Genomic DNA, 16,251 nt, shown 5'->3' on the forward strand with positions numbered 1-16,251 from the left:
GCCCGCCCCGCGCTCGTCTTCACACCGGCCCTGCGGGCTACCGGCCCAGCCGCTGGAAGCGGCGGACGGCCAGCGGCAGGAAGACGGCCGTCAGGGCGAGCGGCCACACCACGGCCATGAGCAGGGCGTGCTCCTCGATCCAGCTCCCGCCGCCGGGCACGGGGTTGCCGAACAGGTCCCGTACGGCGTTGGCGGTGGCCGACACCGGGTTCCACATGGCGAGGGTGCCCAGCCAGTCCGGCATCAGGGAGGGCGGGGTGAAGACGCTGGAGATCATCCCGAAGGGGAAGGCGACGGCGAACAGATTGCCCGCGCTCTCCTGGTTCTTGGCCAGCAGACCGAGCAGCACCCCCACCCAGATGAGGGCGAAGCGCAGCAGGAGCAGCAGGGCGAAGGCCGCGAGGGCCGGGAAGAGCCCGTCGTCGGGGCGCCAGCCGACGACGAGGGCGATGGCCGCCATGACCGCGAGGTCGAGCGCGGCGTGCAGGACGTCGGAGACACCGCGTCCGGTGACCACGGCGGAGGAGGCCATCGGCATGGCCCGGAACCGGTCGGTGACGCCGCGCTCCTTGTCGACGACGACGGCCATGGCGGTGTTCATGAACCCGAAGGCCATCGTCATGGCGAACATCCCGGGCATGGCGTAGTCCTTGTAGGACACGCCCTCACCGACCTCCATGGCGCTGCCGAAGACGTAGACGAACAGCAGCACGGAGACGATCGGGAAGCCGAGCTGCCAGGCCACCAGCGACGGCTGCTTGACCAGGTGTGTCAGATCTCGGCGGACGATCGTCCAGCAGTCGGCGACGGCCCAGTACAGCCGGCGGCCGGCCCCGTCGTCGGCGGGGAGCGGCACGGGGACGGAGTGGGTGGCGGTGCTCACGCGGCGGCCTCCGTGGCGGGCTGCGGCACATCTGTGCCGGCTCCGGTCAGGGTCAGGAAGACCTCGTCGAGGGTGGGGCGGCGCAGCCCCAGGTCGGCGACGGCGACGCCGGCGTCCTGGAGGTGGCGCGCCACATCGGTGAGGGCGGGCACCCCTTCGGCGACCGGCGCGTGCACGCGGAGCGTGGCCTCGTCGGTGCTGGGTGCGGTGCCGCTCCCGGCGACCCGGGCGACGGCGGCCCTGACCGCGGGCAGGTCGCGGGCCTCGGCGGCGACGACTTCGACGCGGTCGCCGCCGATGGCCCGTTTCAGCCCGGCGGGGGTGTCCTCGGTGATGTTGCGTCCGTGGTCGACGACGACGATGCGGTCGGAGAGCTTGTCGGCCTCGTCCAGGTAGTGGGTGGTCAGCACGACCGTGGTGCCCTGTGCCGTCAGGCCCCGGACTGTCTCCCACACCTCACTGCGGCCCCGCGGGTCGAGGCCGGTGGTCGGCTCGTCCAGGAAGAGCACCTCGGGCGCCAGGATCATGCTGGAGGCCAGGTCGAGGCGGCGCCGCATGCCGCCGCTGAAGTGCTGGGGCTGCTGGTCGGCGGCGTGCGCCAGACCGAACGCCTCCAGGAGTTCGTCCGCCCGGCGCCGGGCGTGTGCCGGGTCCAGGTGGAAGAGGCGGCCGAACATCCGCAGGTTCTGCCGGGCGGTGAGGATGCCGTCCACGGCGGTGTGCTGTCCGGTCAGCCCGATTCGGCGGCGCACGTCGCGGGGGCGGCGCCCGACGTCGTACCCGGCGACGGTGGCGTGCCCGGCGTCGGCCCGGGTGAGCGTGGTCAGCACCCGCACGGCGGTGGTCTTGCCGGCGCCGTTGGGGCCGAGCAGCCCGTAGACCGTGCCGCGCGGGACGGCCAGGTCGAGACCGTCGAGGGCGTGGGTGGCGGGTGCCCCGCGCCCGCCCCCGTACGTCTTGCGCAGTCCCTCGGCCACGACGGCGTACGAGGACGACGCGGCGGCGGGCGTGGTGGGCGGTGGTGGTTTCATGCATCCCCTCCTGGAAACCGAGTACGCCGTACCCAGATAAAAAAGCGTACAGCCTACGCAGTCGAGCGCAAGGGGATTTCCTACGATGACCGCACCATGACGAGCGACCACCCCACGGACCACGAGACCGGACTGACCCGCCTCCGCCGCAGCCTCGACCTGCTGTGGGGCCGTACGGGCAAGGACCGGCCCGCACGCGGGCCCAAACGCGGGCTGACGCTCCAGCAGATCGTGGTCACCGCCGTCGCCCTCGCCGACCGCGAGGGGCTGGCCGCCCTGTCCATGCGCCGGGTCGCGGCCGAACTGGGCGTCGGCACCATGTCCCTGTACCGCTACGTGCCCGGCAAGGACGAACTCGTCGCCCTGATGGTCGACCACGTCCAGGACCCCGCGGGCGACGAACCGGACAGCCCCGTCCACCAGGACTGGACCGGCCTCCTGGAGACGGTCGCCGAACGGACCTGGGAGCTGTACACCGGCCACGCCTGGCTGATCCAGGTGAACACGGCCCGCCCCGTGATCGGCCCCCGCTCCATGGCGTGGCTCGACCGCGCCCTCGGCGCACTGGAAGGACTGCCCCTCAGCGGGCAGGAGAAGATGGCCGTCCTCACCGGCCTCGAACACCTGGTGCTGGGCGCCGCCCGCACCCACGTCCTCCACCACCAGGCCGCCCAGCACTCCGGGGTCAGCGACAAGGAGTTCTGGAGCACCCAGGAGCCGTACATGGTGCGCGGCATGGAAGAAGGCGCGTTCCCCCGGCTCGCCGGCCTCCCGGAGGACTCCTTCGCCGGGGACGCCGTCGAGGCCCTGCGGTTCGCCGTACGGGCCCTGCTCGACGGCTTCCGGCGCCTGGTGGAGGAACGCACCGCGGACTGAACGAACGCGCCACGGGCCGAACGCGCCACGGCCGAACACCCGGGCGGGGCCGGCCGTGGTGTCGGGCGTGGTGTCGGCCGTGGCGCCGGGCTCAGTCGCCGCGGCGGCGGAAGAGGCGGCGCAGCCCCCACCACACGGCGAAGGCCGCGACGAGGGTGGCCGCGCCCAGGCCGAGCGTACGGTTGTTCTCGTCGTCGGAGCCGCCCCCGCCGCCGTTCCCCTGCGAGCCGCCGGAGTTCTCAGCGTCCTCCTTCTGCACGGACGACGGCACGGCCTTGCCGGTCAGCCGGACGGGCTCCACCGGGCTGCGGACCCCCTCGGAGCCGAACATCAGGGTCCGGCCGTCCGGGGTGAAGGTCACCGACTCGCCCTGGCGCTGCAACGGCACCGGCAAGGAGGAGATCTTCTCCGGCTTGCCGTCCCGCCACCGGTAGGCGTAACCCGAGAAGTAGCCGCGCAGCACCAGGCGGCTGCCGTCGGGCGAGAACGCCCCGTCGGTGGCCTCGAAGTCGATGTCGGAGACCCGCGAGAAGGTGTTGACGGCGCCCGGCGTCAGCTCCTTCGGCCCCGCGTACACCCCGGCCTTGCCCTGCGCGTTCTTGCTGGCGATGTAGACCCGCCCCGTCTTGGGGTGGACCATCAGCGACTCGGCGTTGCGCGGGCCGTCGGCGTAGCGCACGGTGTAGCGGGTCGGGGTGACCGTCACATCGCCGTCCAGCCGCTTCGGTTCGGGGAAACGGTAGATCCACACCTCGTTCCAGGTGCCGTCGAGGTTGTCGCCGATGTCCCCGACGTAGATGTCGCCGTCCGGGCCGATGGAGATCGCCTCCACGTCCCGCGGGTCGATCCCCCGCATCGTCACCCGGGCGACGGTCTTGCCGGTGCGGCCGTCCACGGCGTACACGTACGGGCCGTCGTCGGAGTCGTTGTGCGTCCAGTAGACGCCCTTGTGGGTGTGGCTGGCGGCCAGGCCGCTGGACTCGGTGATGCGGGAGTCCTCGATGGTGAACCCCCGCGGCTCGTCCGCCGCTTCGGCCGCGACGGCGGTCAGCCCCACGGCGGACAACGCCAACGCCGTCACCCCGGCCGTCCGGGCCACCCAGGGCACCCACCGTCCCGCAGCGGACGGACGCTCTCGCACAGACATGATCCCAAGTGTCCAGCATCACGGTGCGTGTCGGTGCACGGTCCACCAGGATGGGCGCATGCGCATCCTCTTCGTCGGCGACTCCATGACGATCGGAGCCGCCGGCGACCACACCTGGCGCCACCGGATGTGGCAGCACCTGACGCGCACCCTGCCCGACGGCGCCTTCCGCGTCGTCGGCCCCCGCACCGCGCTCCACGAGGACTCGCACGCCTACGCCGACACCGCCTTCCCCGCCGAGGCCCGCGCCCACCTCGCGGGCTGGGGCGAGGGCTGGCTGCACATGGCACCCCTGATCCGCGAGACGGTGGCCACCCACCGCCCGGACACCCTGCTGGTCTCCCTCGGCCTGATCGACCTCGGCTTCTACACCAGCCCTGAGCAGACCCTCGGCAACGTGGAACTGTTCCTCGCCGAGGCACGCGCCGCCAACCCCACGCTGCGGGCCGTGCTGCTGCCCGTCCTCCCCAACGTCCGGGCCGCGACCGATGCCGCCTTCGCCGCGGACTGCGCCCGGTTCAACACCCTGCTGGCCAAGGCCGTCGCCGAACTGTCGGAGCCGCGCTCCCCGCTGCTGCTCGCCTCCGCGCCGGCAGGCTGGTCGCCGGAGCGGGACACCTACGACGGCACCCACCCGTCGGCGGCGGGCGAGCACCGGATCGCCGCCGCGTTCGCCGACGCGCTGCACCAGGCGTGGGCCGTGGGTGGGCCGTACGAGGGCGCACCGTCGCAAGAGCCGTCCCGGACGGCATCCCGCGGCTAAGGTCGCCCTCCCAGCCACCCGCGTCCGGGAAGGACCGTCACGCCTTCCCGGACCCCCTCTCCGGGCGGGACCCACGTCCCGGACCCCCTCTCCGGGAGGGACCCACGTCTGCCCGGGTCCCTCCCCGGGAGAGGACACGGCCTCTTCCGGGTCGCCCGCCCCGGGAGAGGGCCGCCACCTCTCCCCGCCGCCCCCCGTCAGGAAGAGGACCACCACCTCTCCCCCGTCACCCCCGCCCGCGAGAGGACCACCACCTCTCCCCCGCTGACCGCCGCGTCCCCTCCGCCACAACCGTCCGGGAGGGGACCGCTGCCGTTCCCCGCCCCCGCCTCCGCCTCCGGAAAGGACCGTCGTGCCCCCTCAGTCGCTCCCTCGCCGGCCGCGGCGCCCGTTCCGGCGGGCCGTGCTGGTGCCCTGTCTGCTCGGTCTGTTCGGCGTGCTCGCCCTGCTCGGTCCGCTCGCCGTGCTGCCCGTCGCCGGGGCGCGGGCCGCCGCCGCCCCGCACGGGGAGGTGACGCTTCCCGTGCAGCGGTACTCGACACCGCTGACCGCCGTCGCCTCCGCCTCATGGCGGCTGTCCGCCGGGGACAGACTCGCCCTGCACACCCCCGCCTTGCGGTTCGCGGTCGGCTCGTGGGGTGCGGGCCGGCCGACCAACATCGGCACCACCCTGCTGCTGGCCTGTACGGACCCGGAGGGGCGCCGGGTGCTCACGGCGCACGACGGCGCCAACCTCACCCCGCGCGAGCCGGACCGGCTCCCGGCGATCCGGGCCCTGCTCGTCGCCCGGGGCAAGGGCGAATACCGCTGCACGCTGGGCGCCTCGGCCTACAGCACCGCGCACGCGAAGGGCATGACGGTGCGTCTGACGGGGCGGCGGACCGTCATCGGCACCCGCGTGGGCCGCGCCTCGGCGACCTGGACCCGCCCGGCCGCCCGCGGCGACCTGCTGCTGCGCCCCGGCCGCACGGCCGAACCGATGAACGGCCTTGCCGCTGCCGCCGGACCGGGCGCGGGCCGGCGGGCGGCCACGGTCGCGGTGGACGCCGAGATCACCACCTGCAACGCGGACGGCGCCTACCGGGTGTGCCGGCCGCGGGACCCCCGCCCGGACGGTTCGGCCGTCACCTCGTGGGTGGAGGTGCGGCGCCTGGACGCGGCAGGCGGTGTGGTGGGCGCGCCGGTGACCTCGCGGGTGGAGCGCCGCCGGGTGAGCGCCGCGCAGCACCACGCGATGCTGCACCACACGCTGCGGGTGCCGGTGCCGGCCCGTGCGGAGCGTCTCGACGTGCGGCTCAAGGTCCGGGTCGACGCGGGTGACGACATGGTCTTCCACGCCGGGTACGGCTACGCGCGCACCGTGGTGCTCCAGCCGCCGGCCGCCCCGTCCCGCCTCGCGCCGGGCTCCCCGCGGCGGGTGCCGGCCGCCGCGTCCGGCCGCTGACGTGCGGCTCCGCCCGGTGGAATCCCGTCACGCGCCGTACGTTTCGCGCCGGAAGCCCCCCTCGGCCGTCGCGCTGCGCGGGGTGTGCGCCAGACTGTCGATCATGCGTGCCCCGAACGTCGCGAACGCCCCGTGTGCGGCGGTTCGCCACCGCGCGCCACGGGGCGCTCCCTCCCCCGACTTAATGCGCGCTGGCGCGCACTAACTGGTAGGACAGTAACCGGAATCTCATCCTCGACGCAACGCGGAACATCTGCGCACCCCATGACTGAGCCACGCCCGCACGGGTCCACCCGCCCCGGAGGACGCACCGCACGCACCCGCGCCGCCGTCCTCGCGGCAGCCCTGGAGGCCCTGGACACCCAGGACTTCGCCTCCCTCACCGTCGATCTGCTCGCCCGGCGCTCCGGCGTGCACGCCGCCACCATCCGCCGCCGCTGGCGCTCGGTCGAGGGCGTCATCAGCGATCTGCTGACCCAGCACGGCACCGCCACGATCCCCATCCCCGACACCGGCGACCTGCGGCAGGACCTGCACGCCATGGCCCGGGCCATCGCCGACTTCCACACCGCACCCCGCAACCGCCGCCTGCTGGAGGGCATGGTGGCCGCCGCGTCCCGGCAGCAGGGCGCCGAGGAGGTGCTGCGCGAGATCTTCGCCCGCCGACTGCGTCAGGTCGCCGTCCTCCTGCACCGCGCCGCCGAACGCGGCGAGGTCCCCGCCGACACCGACGCGGAAGGGGTCATCGCGGCCCTCGGCGCGCCCTTCTACTACCGGCTGCTGATCACCCGCGGCCCGCTGGACGACGAGCTGGTCAGCAGCAGCGCGGAGACCGCCTATCTGGCGGCCGTGCACGGCGTCTTCCGCACCGGCAGCACCGGTAGCACTGCCAGCACCGACAGCACCGGAAGCCCCAACAGTCCCGACAGCCCCGCCGGCACCGGACCGACCACCGGCACCGGACCGGCCGCCGGCACCGCCCGCAACGGCGGCCGGGGGCACCGCGCCGGGGACGAGGCCGCCCGCCCCCACCGGGGCCGCGGCTGAGCGAGCGCCCCGCAAGGCCCGGCCGCCCCCTTGCTTCGAGCGCACTCCAGGCGCCTAGCGTTGCGCCATGGAGTACACGCAGCTCGGACGTACCGGACTCAAGGTCAGCAGGCTCGTCCTCGGCACGATGAATTTCGGGCCGCAGACGGACGAGGCCGACAGCCACGCGATCATGGACGCCGCGCTGGACGCGGGCATCAACTTCTTCGACACCGCCAACGCCTACGGCTGGGGCAACAACAAGGGCCGCACCGAGGAGATCATCGGGAGCTGGTTCGCCAAGGGCGAGGGGCGCCGCGACAAGACCGTCCTGGCCACCAAGGTGTACGCGAACATGGCGGGCGACGGCGAGACGCCCTGGCCGAACCACGACAAGCTCTCCGCCCTCAACATCCGCCGCTCCGTGGAGGCCAGCCTCCGCCGCCTGGGCACCGACCACATCGACCTCTACCAGTTCCACCACGTCGACCGGGCCACGCCCTGGGACGAGATCTGGCAGGCCATGGACGTGCTGGTGCAGCAGGGCAAGGTCCTGTACGCCGGCTCCAGCAACCACGCCGGCTGGCACATCGCGCAGGCCAACGAGACGGCGGCCCGGCGCGGCTCGCTCGGCCTGGTGAGCGAACAGTGCCTCTACAACCTGGCCGAACGGCGGGCCGAGATGGAGGTCGTCCCGGCGGCGGAGGCGTACGGGCTCGGCGTCATCCCCTGGTCGCCGCTGCACGGTGGGCTGCTGGGCGGCGCGCTGCGCAAGGCCCAGGAGGGCGGCGGCGCCCGCACCACGTCGGGCCGCGCGGCCACCGCGCTGGAGGACCCGGCGGTACGGGCCCGGATCGAGTCCTACGAGAACCTCGTGGCCAAGCACGGTCTGGAGCCGGGCGAGGTCGCCCTCGCCTGGCTGCTGTCCCGGCCCGGCGTCACCGGCCCCATCGTCGGGCCGCGCACCGCCGGCCAGCTCACCTCGGCGCTGCGCGCCGTCGAGCTGGAGCTGAGCGAGGAGCTGCTCACCGCGCTGGACGAGATCTTCCCCGGGCCGGGTCCCTCCCCGGAGGCGTTCGCCTGGTGACCGGGCCGCCGCCCGCGGGTTGCGGCCCGCGGGCGGCCCCGTCGGCTCAGTGACCGTTCAGCGCCGAGGCCAGCACGACCACGAGGAAGAGCGCCGCCAGCACACCGGTCACAATGCGCATTCTGGTCTTCGCATTCACGGTGACAACGGTAACCGGGCCCCTCCGGGCCCCCGTCACGGGCCCAGCGGCCAGCGCTCCAGGGGCTCGTAGTGGGGCGGCCGGCCGGGCTCGCCGCCCGCCGGGAGCATGCTGCGCACCAGGAGCAGTTCCCCCGCGCTCCAGGCCGTGCCCCGAAAGCCGGCCAGCCCCTCGACGTACGGGCGCAGGTCCGTGCGGCGCCGGCCCCTGGCGCGGGCCAGCGTGAGGTGCGCGTGGAAGGAGGGCGGCGCGTCGGGCGGCAGCAGCCCCGTGCGGCGGCCGGCCGCCGTGGTGGCCGCCGCCAGCTCTGTCAGGGCCCCGACACCGGTGTCCGGTGCGTGGACGCCCGCCCACAGGGTGCGATCCCCGAAGCGGCCGGCGCCGGCCAGCCGGACGGGGACCGGTCCCGGGGCCCGGGCCGCCGCGCGGCCCAGCCGCACGGCCAGGTCCCGCGCCTGGTCCTCGTCGGCCTCCCCGTAGAAGCTGAGCGTGAAGTGCCAGGCGGCGGGCCGCGTCCAGCGCAGGCCTTCCGCCCCGGGCCGTTGCCTGAGAGGGCGCACGGCCTCGTCCAGTTCCCGCACCGCGGCCGGGGGCGGCCACACCGCCGCGAACAGTCTCATGGTGCGCAGCCTGCCACGGGGCGGGGCACCGGCGCGGACCGCGGGCCCGCGTGTGCCCTGCGGGGCGCGGGCCCGCGCCGGGTGCCGTCCGGCTCCGTGCGCGGCGCCCGCGACGGGGTGGCCCCTCGGGGATCAGGCCGCTTCCGTCACCTCGTCGCGGCGGACGAAGCGGACGTAGGGCTGGCCGCGGCGGAGTCCGACGGAGGGGCGGAGCCCGGCGATGCGGGCGAGGACGAGGCCGACGGCGACGGCTGCCGCGGCGGAGATCAGGCCCCCGGCCAGGAAGCCCATCCGGGCGCCCCAGGCGTCGGTGATCCAGCCCATGAGGGGCCCGCCGATGGGGGTGCCGCCGACGAAGACCATCATGAACAGGCTCATCACCCGGCCCCGCATCGCCGGGTCGGAGGCGAGCTGGACGCTGGAGTTGGCGGTGACGTTGAAGGTCAGCCCGGCCAGTCCGATCGGCGCCATCAGGGCGGCGAACAGCCAGTAGGACGGCGCGAGCGCGGCGACCAGTTCGAGGACGCCGAAGACGAGCGCGGCGCCGACCATCAGCCGCATCCGGGACTGGCCGCGCCGGGCGGCCAGCAGCGCGCCGGCGACGGAGCCGACGGCCATCAGGAAGTTGAGGGTGCCGTAGGTGCCGGCGCCCGCGTCGAAGACGTCACTGGTGAAGGCCGTCAGCCAGATGGGGAAGTTGAAGCCGAAGGTCCCGATGAAGCCGACGAGCACGATCGGCCAGATCAGCTCGGGGTGCCCCCGCACATAGCGCAGGCCCTCGCGCAGCTGCCCCTTGCCGCGGGCCACGGGCTTGCTGGTGTGCAGTTCGGAGGTGCGCATCAGCAGCAGGCCGATCAGCGGGGCGGCGAAGGAGAGGCCGTTGATCAGGAAGGCCCAGCCGCCGCCGACGGCGGAGATCAGCACACCGGCCACGGCGGGGCCGACCAGCCGGGCGCTCTGGAAGTTGGCGGAGTTGAGGGAGACGGCGTTGCGTATCTGGGCCGGGCCGACCATCTCGGAGACGAAGGTCTGCCGCGCCGGGTTGTCGACGACGGTGACCAGGCCGAGCACGAAGGCCAGCGCGTAGACGTGGGCGACCTGCACGTGCCCACTGAGGGTGAGCGCGGCCAGCACCAGGCCGGTGACGCCCATGGCGGACTGGGTGGCGAACAGCAGCTTGCGCTTGGAGCAGCGGTCGGCGATGACGCCCCCGTACAGCCCGAACAGCAGCATGGGCAGGAACTGGAGGGCGGTGGTGATGCCGACCGCGGTGGAGGAGCCGGTGAGGCTGTGCACCAGCCAGTCCTGGGCGATGCGCTGCATCCAGGTACCGGTGTTGGAGACGGCCTGGCCGATGGCGAAGAGGCGGTAGTTGCGGATGCGCAGCGAGGCGAACATCGAGGTGCGCGGGGCGGCCGTGCCGTTCGGCTTCCCCGCGGGACGGGGGTCCCCGGATGCCGTGGCGGTGGGCGCGGCGGGCTGCGGCGCGGGCCCGCGGTGGGGGGCCCGCTGATCGTGGTGCGGCTGGGTTTCGTCGGCTGCGGATGGTGCGGGTGCGGAGTGTGCTCCGTGGCCCGTACTCAAGCGGCTTCGCCTCCTGTTCTCGATCGTGCTCCTTACAAGTGCGCCAGCTTCTCCAGCACAGGCGCGGCGGCGCGCAGCACCGCCCAGTCGTCCTCGTCCAGTTCCCGGACCAGCTGGGCCAGCCAGGCGTTCCGCTTGGTGCGGGCCGCGGCCAGCATGGATTCGGCCTGCTCGGTCTGGGTGACCACCTTCTGCCGGCGGTCCTCGGGGTGCGCCTCCAGCCGGACCAGCCCCTTGGCCTCCAGCATCGCGACGATCCGGGTCATGGACGGCGGCTGTACGTGCTCCTTGCGGGCCAGCTCGCTGGGGGTGGCGGAGCCGCACCGGGCGAGGGTGCCGAGCACCGCCATCTCGGTGGGGCTCAGCGACTCGTCGACGCGCTGGTGCTTCAGCCGACGGGAGAGCCGCATCACTCCGGCGCGGAGTGCGTTGACGGCTTCCTGGTCGGCTTCCTCGGCTTCCTGGCCGGCCTCCGCGAGCCGCGGGGCGGGGAGCTGTTCCGACATGGTTATTAGGCTAGCTCATTACTCCGCCTAAAGACCAACGGGTTTACCCGCCGCGGATCACACGTACGAGTGAGTCCGGACACGTTTGTGGGGCAGCGGACCGGGCGGGTTGGCGACCGTTGTCGTATGAACAGTCCGACCCGGCCGTTCGGCGACGGCCACCGTGCCCAGCCCGACTCGCAGGTGCTCAGCCTCCGTATCGAGGCCGCCCTGCTGGACCGGCTGACGGAACGCGCCCAAAAACGCGGAATGAGCGTCCAGGACTACGTGGTCCGGACGCTCATCCGCGACGACTTCGACGAACGGTTCAAGGCGTCCGTCGAGGAGACCGAGCGCTTCTACGGCCGCTCGGCATGACCGTCCCGGGACACCCCCGGCCCCGGGCCCCTGGTCACCTCACACCGAGCACCTGCTGGATCGGGTTCAGCAGGAAGTAGACGAGGAAGCAGAAGGCGACGACGTCGAGGAGCCACGGCACCTCACGGAACCGGCCGGAGGCGGCCCGCAGCACGACGAAGGCGATCACGCCGATGCCGATGCCGTTGGTGATGCTGTAGGTGAACGGCATCGAGACGATCGTCAGGAACGCCGGGATGGCCACACTGGCGTCGGACCAGTCGATGTCCCGCACGTTCGAGGCCATGATCAGGAAGCCGACGACGAGCAGCGCCGGCGTCGCCGCCTGGGAGGGCACCACCTTCGCCAGCGGGGTGAAGACGAGCGCGAGGAGGAACAATCCACCGGTCACCACGTTGGCCAGCCCGGTACGGGCGCCCTCACCGACACCGGCCGTGGACTCCACGAAGCAGGTGTTGGCCGAGCAGGAGCCGACACCGCCGGCCGCGACACCGACACCGTCCATGAACAGGATGCGGCCCATGCGCGGCAGCTGGCCGCGCTCGTCGGCCAGCCCGGACTCCTGGCCGACGCCGATGATGGTGCCCATCGCGTCGAAGAAGCCGGACAGCAGCACGGTGAAGACGAACAGGCAGCCGGTCAGCCAGCCCACCTCGTGGAAGCCGCCGAACAGGCTGATGTCACCGACCAGCCCGAAGTCGGGGGTGCCGACCACCGAGTCGGGCACGGTGGGCACCGACAGGCCCCAGGAGGCGTCCGGGATCTCGGCGACGGCGTTGATCACGATGGCGACGACCGCCATGGCCACGATGCCGATGAGGATGGCGCCTTTGACCTTCCGCACCGTCAGCACGAACATCAGGATCAGCCCGAGCACGAACACCAGCACCGGCCAGCCCTGGAGCTGACCGCCCACGCCGAGCCCGAGCGGCACGGTGGTCTTGGCGGCGTCCGGGTTGCGGGTGACGAAGCCGGAGTCGACCAGGCCGATCAGCGAGATGAACAGGCCGATGCCGATGGCGATGGCCCGGCGCAGTCCGGCGGGGATGGCGTCCATGACGCGCTGCCGCAGACCGGAGGCGACCAGCAGCATCAGCACGATGCCGGCGAGCACCACCATGCCCATGGCGTCCGGCCAGGACATCTTGGGGGCGAGCTGGAGCGCGACCACGGCGTTGATGCCCAGACCGGTGGCCAGCGCGATGGGGACGTTGCCGATGACGCCCATCAGCAGCGTGGTGAGCCCCGCCATCAGCGCGGTGGCGGTGACCAGCTGACCGTTGTCCAGCTGGTGACCGAATTTATCGGTTCCCGCCCCGAGGATGATCGGGTTCAGCACGATGATGTACGCCATCGCAAAGAACGTCGCCAGCCCGCCCCTGAGCTCCCGGCTCACGGTCGAGCCGCGCTCCGAGATCCTGAAGAACCGGTCGAGCGCGGAGGAGGAGGTGGGCGGAGTCCCCTGGGGGGCTCCCTGGGAGTCGACCGGACTGGCCGAAGCGGACATGCGGGACCTCGGTACGTGCTGAAGGAAAGGAGGAGCGACGGACAGGTTTGTACTTTCACACGAAAGAAACGCGCCATATCCGGTTGCTTTCAGTATGAACAAACGAACGCACTGATCGCCAACTCCGCCCCCGGCCGCTGTGACCGACCTCGCTAGGCTGGGCACCGCAGACAGGCGAGGGAACGAGGGAGCCGCGACGATGGGCCTCATGGACAAGTGGACCAACGGCGAGCGCGAGGCCCCCGAACCGCTGGAGGGCAACGTCGTCGCCACCGTCGTCACCGGCACCCTGGTCTGGCTCGTCCTCTTCCTCGTCCAGCTCCCCTTCTACGGCTGGTACGCCGACCACGGCCACACCTGGTGGCTGTGGACCTGCGCCGCCGGCGCCGGCCTGGGCTGCGTCGGCATCTGGTACGTCCGCGCCCGGGACGCGGCCATCAAGCGGTCCCAGGACGGCTGAGCCCGCCCTGTCCCCCGCCCCCGGGGCGGAACGGGTGGGCGCGGCCCGCGCCCCGGCCCTCCCCGGCGCGCACCCTCCGCCGACCCGCCGCCGCCCCCGTACCGTCGGAACATGACGAAACCGGGCCAAGGTCTCACCAGCGCCGAGGTCGACGAACGCGTCGCGCGCGGCGAGGTCAACGACGTCCCCGCCCGCAGCAGCAGGTCCGCGGCGGACATCGTCCGCGCCAACGTCTTCACCCGCTTCAACGCGATCATCGGTGTGCTCTTCCTGATCATCCTGATCGTGGGCCCCGTCCAGGACGGCCTCTTCGGGTTCGTGATCGTCGCCAACACCGGCATCGGGATCATCCAGGAACTGCGCGCCAAACGGACCCTCGACAGCCTCGCCGTGATCGGCGAGGCCCGCCCCCGGGTGCGCCGCGACGGCACCACCGTCGAACTGCCCACCGACCGCATCGTGCTCGGCGACCTGATCGAGCTGCGCCCCGGCGAGAAATGCGTCGTCGACGGGGAGGTGACGGAGGCCGACAGCCTGGAGGTGGACGAGTCCCTGCTGACCGGCGAGTCCGACCCGGTCGTCAAACAGCCCGGCGACCGCATCCTGTCGGGCAGCTTCGTGGTCGCCGGCAGCGGCGCCTTCACCGCCACCAAGGTGGGCCGCGAAGCCTACGCGGCCCGGCTCACCGAGGAGGCCAGCCGCTTCACCCTCGTCCACTCCGAACTGCGCGGCGGCATCAGCGTCCTGCTGAAGTACATCACGTGGATGATGGTCCCCGCGGCGCTCGGGCTCGTCCTGAGCCAACTGGTCGTCGAACGCCACGACGCGCCCGAGGCGGTGCGCCGCATGGTGGCCGGCATCGTCCCTATGGTGCCCGAGGGGCTGGTCCTGCTCACCTCCGTCGCCTTCGCCATCGGCGTCATCCGGCTCGGCCGCAAACAGTGCCTCGTCCAGGAGCTGCCCGCCATCGAGGGCCTGGCCCGGGTGGACGTCGTCTGCCTCGACAAGACCGGCACCCTCACCGAGGGCGGCATGGACGTCCAGCAGGTCCGCCCCCTCGGCACCACCACGCAGGAGGACATCGACACGGCCCTGCGGGCCCTCGGCGCGGCCGAACCGCACCCCAACGCCAGCCTCCAGGCGATCGTCGAGGCGTACCCGCCCGGCACCGGCGCGCCGGACGGTCCGCGGCCCGCCGGCTCCCTCCCCTTCTCCTCGGCCCGCAAGTACAGCGGCGTCGCCGTCACCGGGCCCGACGGCCGGACCGACGCCTGGCTGCTGGGCGCGCCCGACGTGCTGCTGCCCGCCGGCGACCCGGTGCTCGCGGACGTCACACAGCTCGACCGGCAGGGACTGCGGGTGCTGCTGCTGGCCCGCCCCGCCGACGGCCGGCTCCCCGACGGCGAGGCGAACCGGCCGCCCGCCGCGCACCCGGCGGCCCTCGTCGTCCTCGAACAGCGGCTGCGCCCCGACGCCCGCGCCACCCTGGCCTACTTCGCCGAGCAGGACGTCCAGGCCAAGGTGATCTCCGGCGACAACGCCGTCTCGGTCGGCGCCGTCGCCGGCAAGCTCGGCCTGCCCGGCGCCGAGCGGCCCGTGGACGCCCGGCAGCTGCCCGCCCCCGACGAAGGGCTGGCCCGCGCGGTCGGCGAGGGCACCGTCTTCGGCCGGGTCACCCCGCGGCAGAAACGGCAGATGGTCGGCGCCCTCCAGGCCGACGGGCACACGGTGGCGATGACCGGCGACGGCGTCAACGACGTCCTGGCCCTCAAGGACGCCGACATCGGGGTGGCCATGGGCTCCGGCTCCGAGGCGACCAAGGCCGTGGCGCAGATCGTGCTGCTGAACAACAGCTTCGCCACGCTGCCGTCCGTGGTGGGCGAGGGCCGGCGTGTCATCGGCAACATCGAACGCGTCGCGGCCCTGTTCCTGACCAAGACGGTCTACTCGGTGCTGCTGGCCCTCCTGGTCATCTGCTGGCACGTCCCCTACCCGTTCCTGCCCCGGCATCTGACCCTGCTGTCCTCCCTGACCATCGGCATCCCCGCCTTCTTCCTGGCGCTGGCGCCCAACCGGGAGCGGGCCAGGCCCCACTTCGTGCGGCGGGTGCTGCGGTACGCCGTGCCGTGCGGGCTGATCGCGGGGGCGGCCACCTTCGCCACCTATCTGCTGGCCCGGCACCACTACCACGGGCCCGGCGCGCTGGCCGCCGAGACCAGCGTGGCGACCCTGACCCTCTTCCTGATCGCGATGTGGGTGCTGGCCATCGTGGCGCGGCCCTACACCTGGTGGCGGGTGCTGCTGGTGCTGGCCATGGGGGTGGGGTTCCTGGTGGTGCTGGCCACCCCCTGGCTCCAGCGGTTCTTCGCCCTCAAGCTCGTCGGCACCACCCTGCCGTGGACGGCCGTGGGCGTGGCCGTGGTGGCCGGCGCCCTGCTGGAGGCCGCCTGGCGCTGGGTGGCCCGCACCGTCCCGGCCTGACCCCGGCGCGGGCCCCGGCCGCGCGGGCCGGGACCGCCACCCGGCTGCGGCGGCGCGCCCCTCCTACGGTGCGCTGTCGGCCAGTTCGGTGCGGCCCTGGGCACGGGCGCAGTGCGCACAGCAGAAGTACCGGCCCTCGGACTCCATGCCGTGCCCCAGGATGCGGCAGCCGCAGTTCTCGCACACGGGCGCCATCCGGTGCGCCGCGCACTCCAGGCAGTCGAAGACGTGCACCTGGCCGGCGGCACGGACCTCGAAGGTGTGGGGGTAGTCGTTCCGACAGACCTCGCAGACGGGCATGCCGCTCTCCTCGGAAGCTCGGGGGTGGGCGAGACATCGT

17 protein-coding genes are annotated in these 16,251 nt (G+C 73.1%); 9 read left to right on the forward strand and 8 right to left on the reverse strand.

Annotated elements, in window-relative coordinates:
• Nucleotides 1-37: 37 nt before the first annotated feature.
• Both IO40_RS0116065 and IO40_RS0116070 read right to left on the reverse strand, forming a co-directional pair.
• Nucleotides 38-883, reverse strand: a complete 846-nt coding sequence (locus IO40_RS0116065; protein WP_031026615.1) for an ABC transporter permease — start codon at nucleotides 881-883, stop codon at nucleotides 38-40.
• Nucleotides 880-1,914 carry a daunorubicin resistance protein DrrA family ABC transporter ATP-binding protein gene (locus IO40_RS0116070; protein ID WP_041968781.1) on the reverse strand — a complete coding sequence of 345 codons (1,035 nt, stop codon included), beginning with the start codon at nucleotides 1,912-1,914 and terminating at the stop codon, nucleotides 880-882. Before IO40_RS0116070 ends, IO40_RS0116065 begins: the two co-directional genes overlap by 4 nt.
• Nucleotides 1,915-2,010: 96 nt before the next feature.
• Here IO40_RS0116070 and IO40_RS0116075 point away from each other — a divergent pair, with 96 nt between their 5' ends.
• Nucleotides 2,011-2,790: a TetR/AcrR family transcriptional regulator gene (locus IO40_RS0116075; protein ID WP_016472436.1), complete on the forward strand. Its 780-nt coding sequence runs from the start codon at nucleotides 2,011-2,013 to the stop codon at nucleotides 2,788-2,790.
• Nucleotides 2,791-2,881: 91 nt separating this feature from the next.
• Here IO40_RS0116075 and IO40_RS0116080 read toward each other — a convergent pair whose 3' ends face one another.
• Complete coding sequence (locus tag IO40_RS0116080) at nucleotides 2,882-3,937, reverse strand: esterase-like activity of phytase family protein (protein WP_016472435.1); 1,056 nt, start codon at nucleotides 3,935-3,937, stop codon at nucleotides 2,882-2,884.
• A 58-nt stretch (nucleotides 3,938-3,995) separates the two neighbouring features.
• On the opposite strand from IO40_RS0116080, the gene IO40_RS0116085 reads away from it, so the two are divergent.
• The 4 genes from IO40_RS0116085 to IO40_RS0116100 all read left to right on the forward strand — a co-directional run bounded on the left by IO40_RS0116085 (nucleotide 3,996) and on the right by IO40_RS0116100 (nucleotide 8,257).
• Nucleotides 3,996-4,700, forward strand: a complete 705-nt coding sequence (locus IO40_RS0116085; RefSeq protein ID WP_033228976.1) for a GDSL-type esterase/lipase family protein — start codon at nucleotides 3,996-3,998, stop codon at nucleotides 4,698-4,700.
• A gap of 352 nt (nucleotides 4,701-5,052) precedes the next feature.
• Nucleotides 5,053-6,144, forward strand: a complete 1,092-nt coding sequence (locus tag IO40_RS0116090) for a hypothetical protein (protein WP_016472433.1) — start codon at nucleotides 5,053-5,055, stop codon at nucleotides 6,142-6,144.
• 264 nt (nucleotides 6,145-6,408) lie between these two features.
• Complete coding sequence (locus tag IO40_RS33610; protein WP_033228974.1) at nucleotides 6,409-7,191, forward strand: TetR-like C-terminal domain-containing protein; 783 nt, start codon at nucleotides 6,409-6,411, stop codon at nucleotides 7,189-7,191.
• 67 nt (nucleotides 7,192-7,258) lie between these two features.
• Nucleotides 7,259-8,257: an aldo/keto reductase gene (locus tag IO40_RS0116100; protein ID WP_030406737.1), complete on the forward strand. Its 999-nt coding sequence runs from the start codon at nucleotides 7,259-7,261 to the stop codon at nucleotides 8,255-8,257.
• A gap of 174 nt (nucleotides 8,258-8,431) precedes the next feature.
• On the opposite strand, the gene thpR is transcribed toward IO40_RS0116100, so the two are convergent.
• The 3 genes from thpR to IO40_RS0116125 form a co-directional block, all read right to left on the reverse strand.
• Nucleotides 8,432-9,016, reverse strand: a complete 585-nt coding sequence (gene thpR, locus IO40_RS0116110) for an RNA 2',3'-cyclic phosphodiesterase (RefSeq protein WP_016472429.1) — start codon at nucleotides 9,014-9,016, stop codon at nucleotides 8,432-8,434.
• A 132-nt stretch (nucleotides 9,017-9,148) separates the two neighbouring features.
• Complete coding sequence (locus IO40_RS0116115) at nucleotides 9,149-10,600, reverse strand: MFS transporter (RefSeq protein WP_016472428.1); 1,452 nt, start codon at nucleotides 10,598-10,600, stop codon at nucleotides 9,149-9,151.
• 32 nt (nucleotides 10,601-10,632) lie between these two features.
• Complete coding sequence (locus tag IO40_RS0116125) at nucleotides 10,633-11,106, reverse strand: MarR family winged helix-turn-helix transcriptional regulator (protein ID WP_016472427.1); 474 nt, start codon at nucleotides 11,104-11,106, stop codon at nucleotides 10,633-10,635.
• Nucleotides 11,107-11,232: 126 nt separating this feature from the next.
• Between IO40_RS0116125 and IO40_RS33615 the strand changes: the two genes are divergently transcribed.
• Nucleotides 11,233-11,463, forward strand: coding sequence for a hypothetical protein (locus IO40_RS33615; protein WP_016472426.1), 231 nt, complete (start codon nucleotides 11,233-11,235; stop codon nucleotides 11,461-11,463).
• A 34-nt stretch (nucleotides 11,464-11,497) separates the two neighbouring features.
• Here the strand turns inward: IO40_RS33615 and IO40_RS0116135 are convergent, their stop codons facing one another.
• Entirely contained in the window at nucleotides 11,498-12,817 is a 1,320-nt protein-coding gene (locus tag IO40_RS0116135; protein ID WP_033228972.1) for an NCS2 family permease, read from the reverse strand.
• On the opposite strand from IO40_RS0116135, the gene IO40_RS38805 reads away from it, so the two are divergent.
• From IO40_RS38805 to IO40_RS0116145, 3 genes are all read left to right on the forward strand, one after another.
• Nucleotides 12,807-12,992 (forward strand): hypothetical protein, encoded by a 186-nt coding sequence (locus IO40_RS38805; protein WP_033228971.1) that lies wholly within the window; start codon nucleotides 12,807-12,809, stop codon nucleotides 12,990-12,992. The two genes, IO40_RS0116135 and IO40_RS38805, sit on opposite strands and share 11 nt — an antisense overlap.
• 186 nt (nucleotides 12,993-13,178) lie before the next feature.
• Complete coding sequence (locus IO40_RS0116140; protein WP_030406735.1) at nucleotides 13,179-13,430, forward strand: DUF2530 domain-containing protein; 252 nt, start codon at nucleotides 13,179-13,181, stop codon at nucleotides 13,428-13,430.
• Between the two features lie 111 nt (nucleotides 13,431-13,541).
• Entirely contained in the window at nucleotides 13,542-15,911 is a 2,370-nt protein-coding gene (locus tag IO40_RS0116145; RefSeq protein ID WP_016472423.1) for an HAD-IC family P-type ATPase, read from the forward strand.
• 63 nt (nucleotides 15,912-15,974) lie between these two features.
• Here the strand turns inward: IO40_RS0116145 and IO40_RS0116150 are convergent, their stop codons facing one another.
• Nucleotides 15,975-16,211 (reverse strand): hypothetical protein, encoded by a 237-nt coding sequence (locus IO40_RS0116150; protein ID WP_016472422.1) that lies wholly within the window; start codon nucleotides 16,209-16,211, stop codon nucleotides 15,975-15,977.
• Nucleotides 16,212-16,251 lie beyond the last annotated feature (40 nt).

The organism is Streptomyces albus subsp. albus, from assembly GCF_000725885.1.
In the GTDB taxonomy this organism is placed as follows: Bacteria; Actinomycetota; Actinomycetes; order Streptomycetales; family Streptomycetaceae; genus Streptomyces; species Streptomyces albus.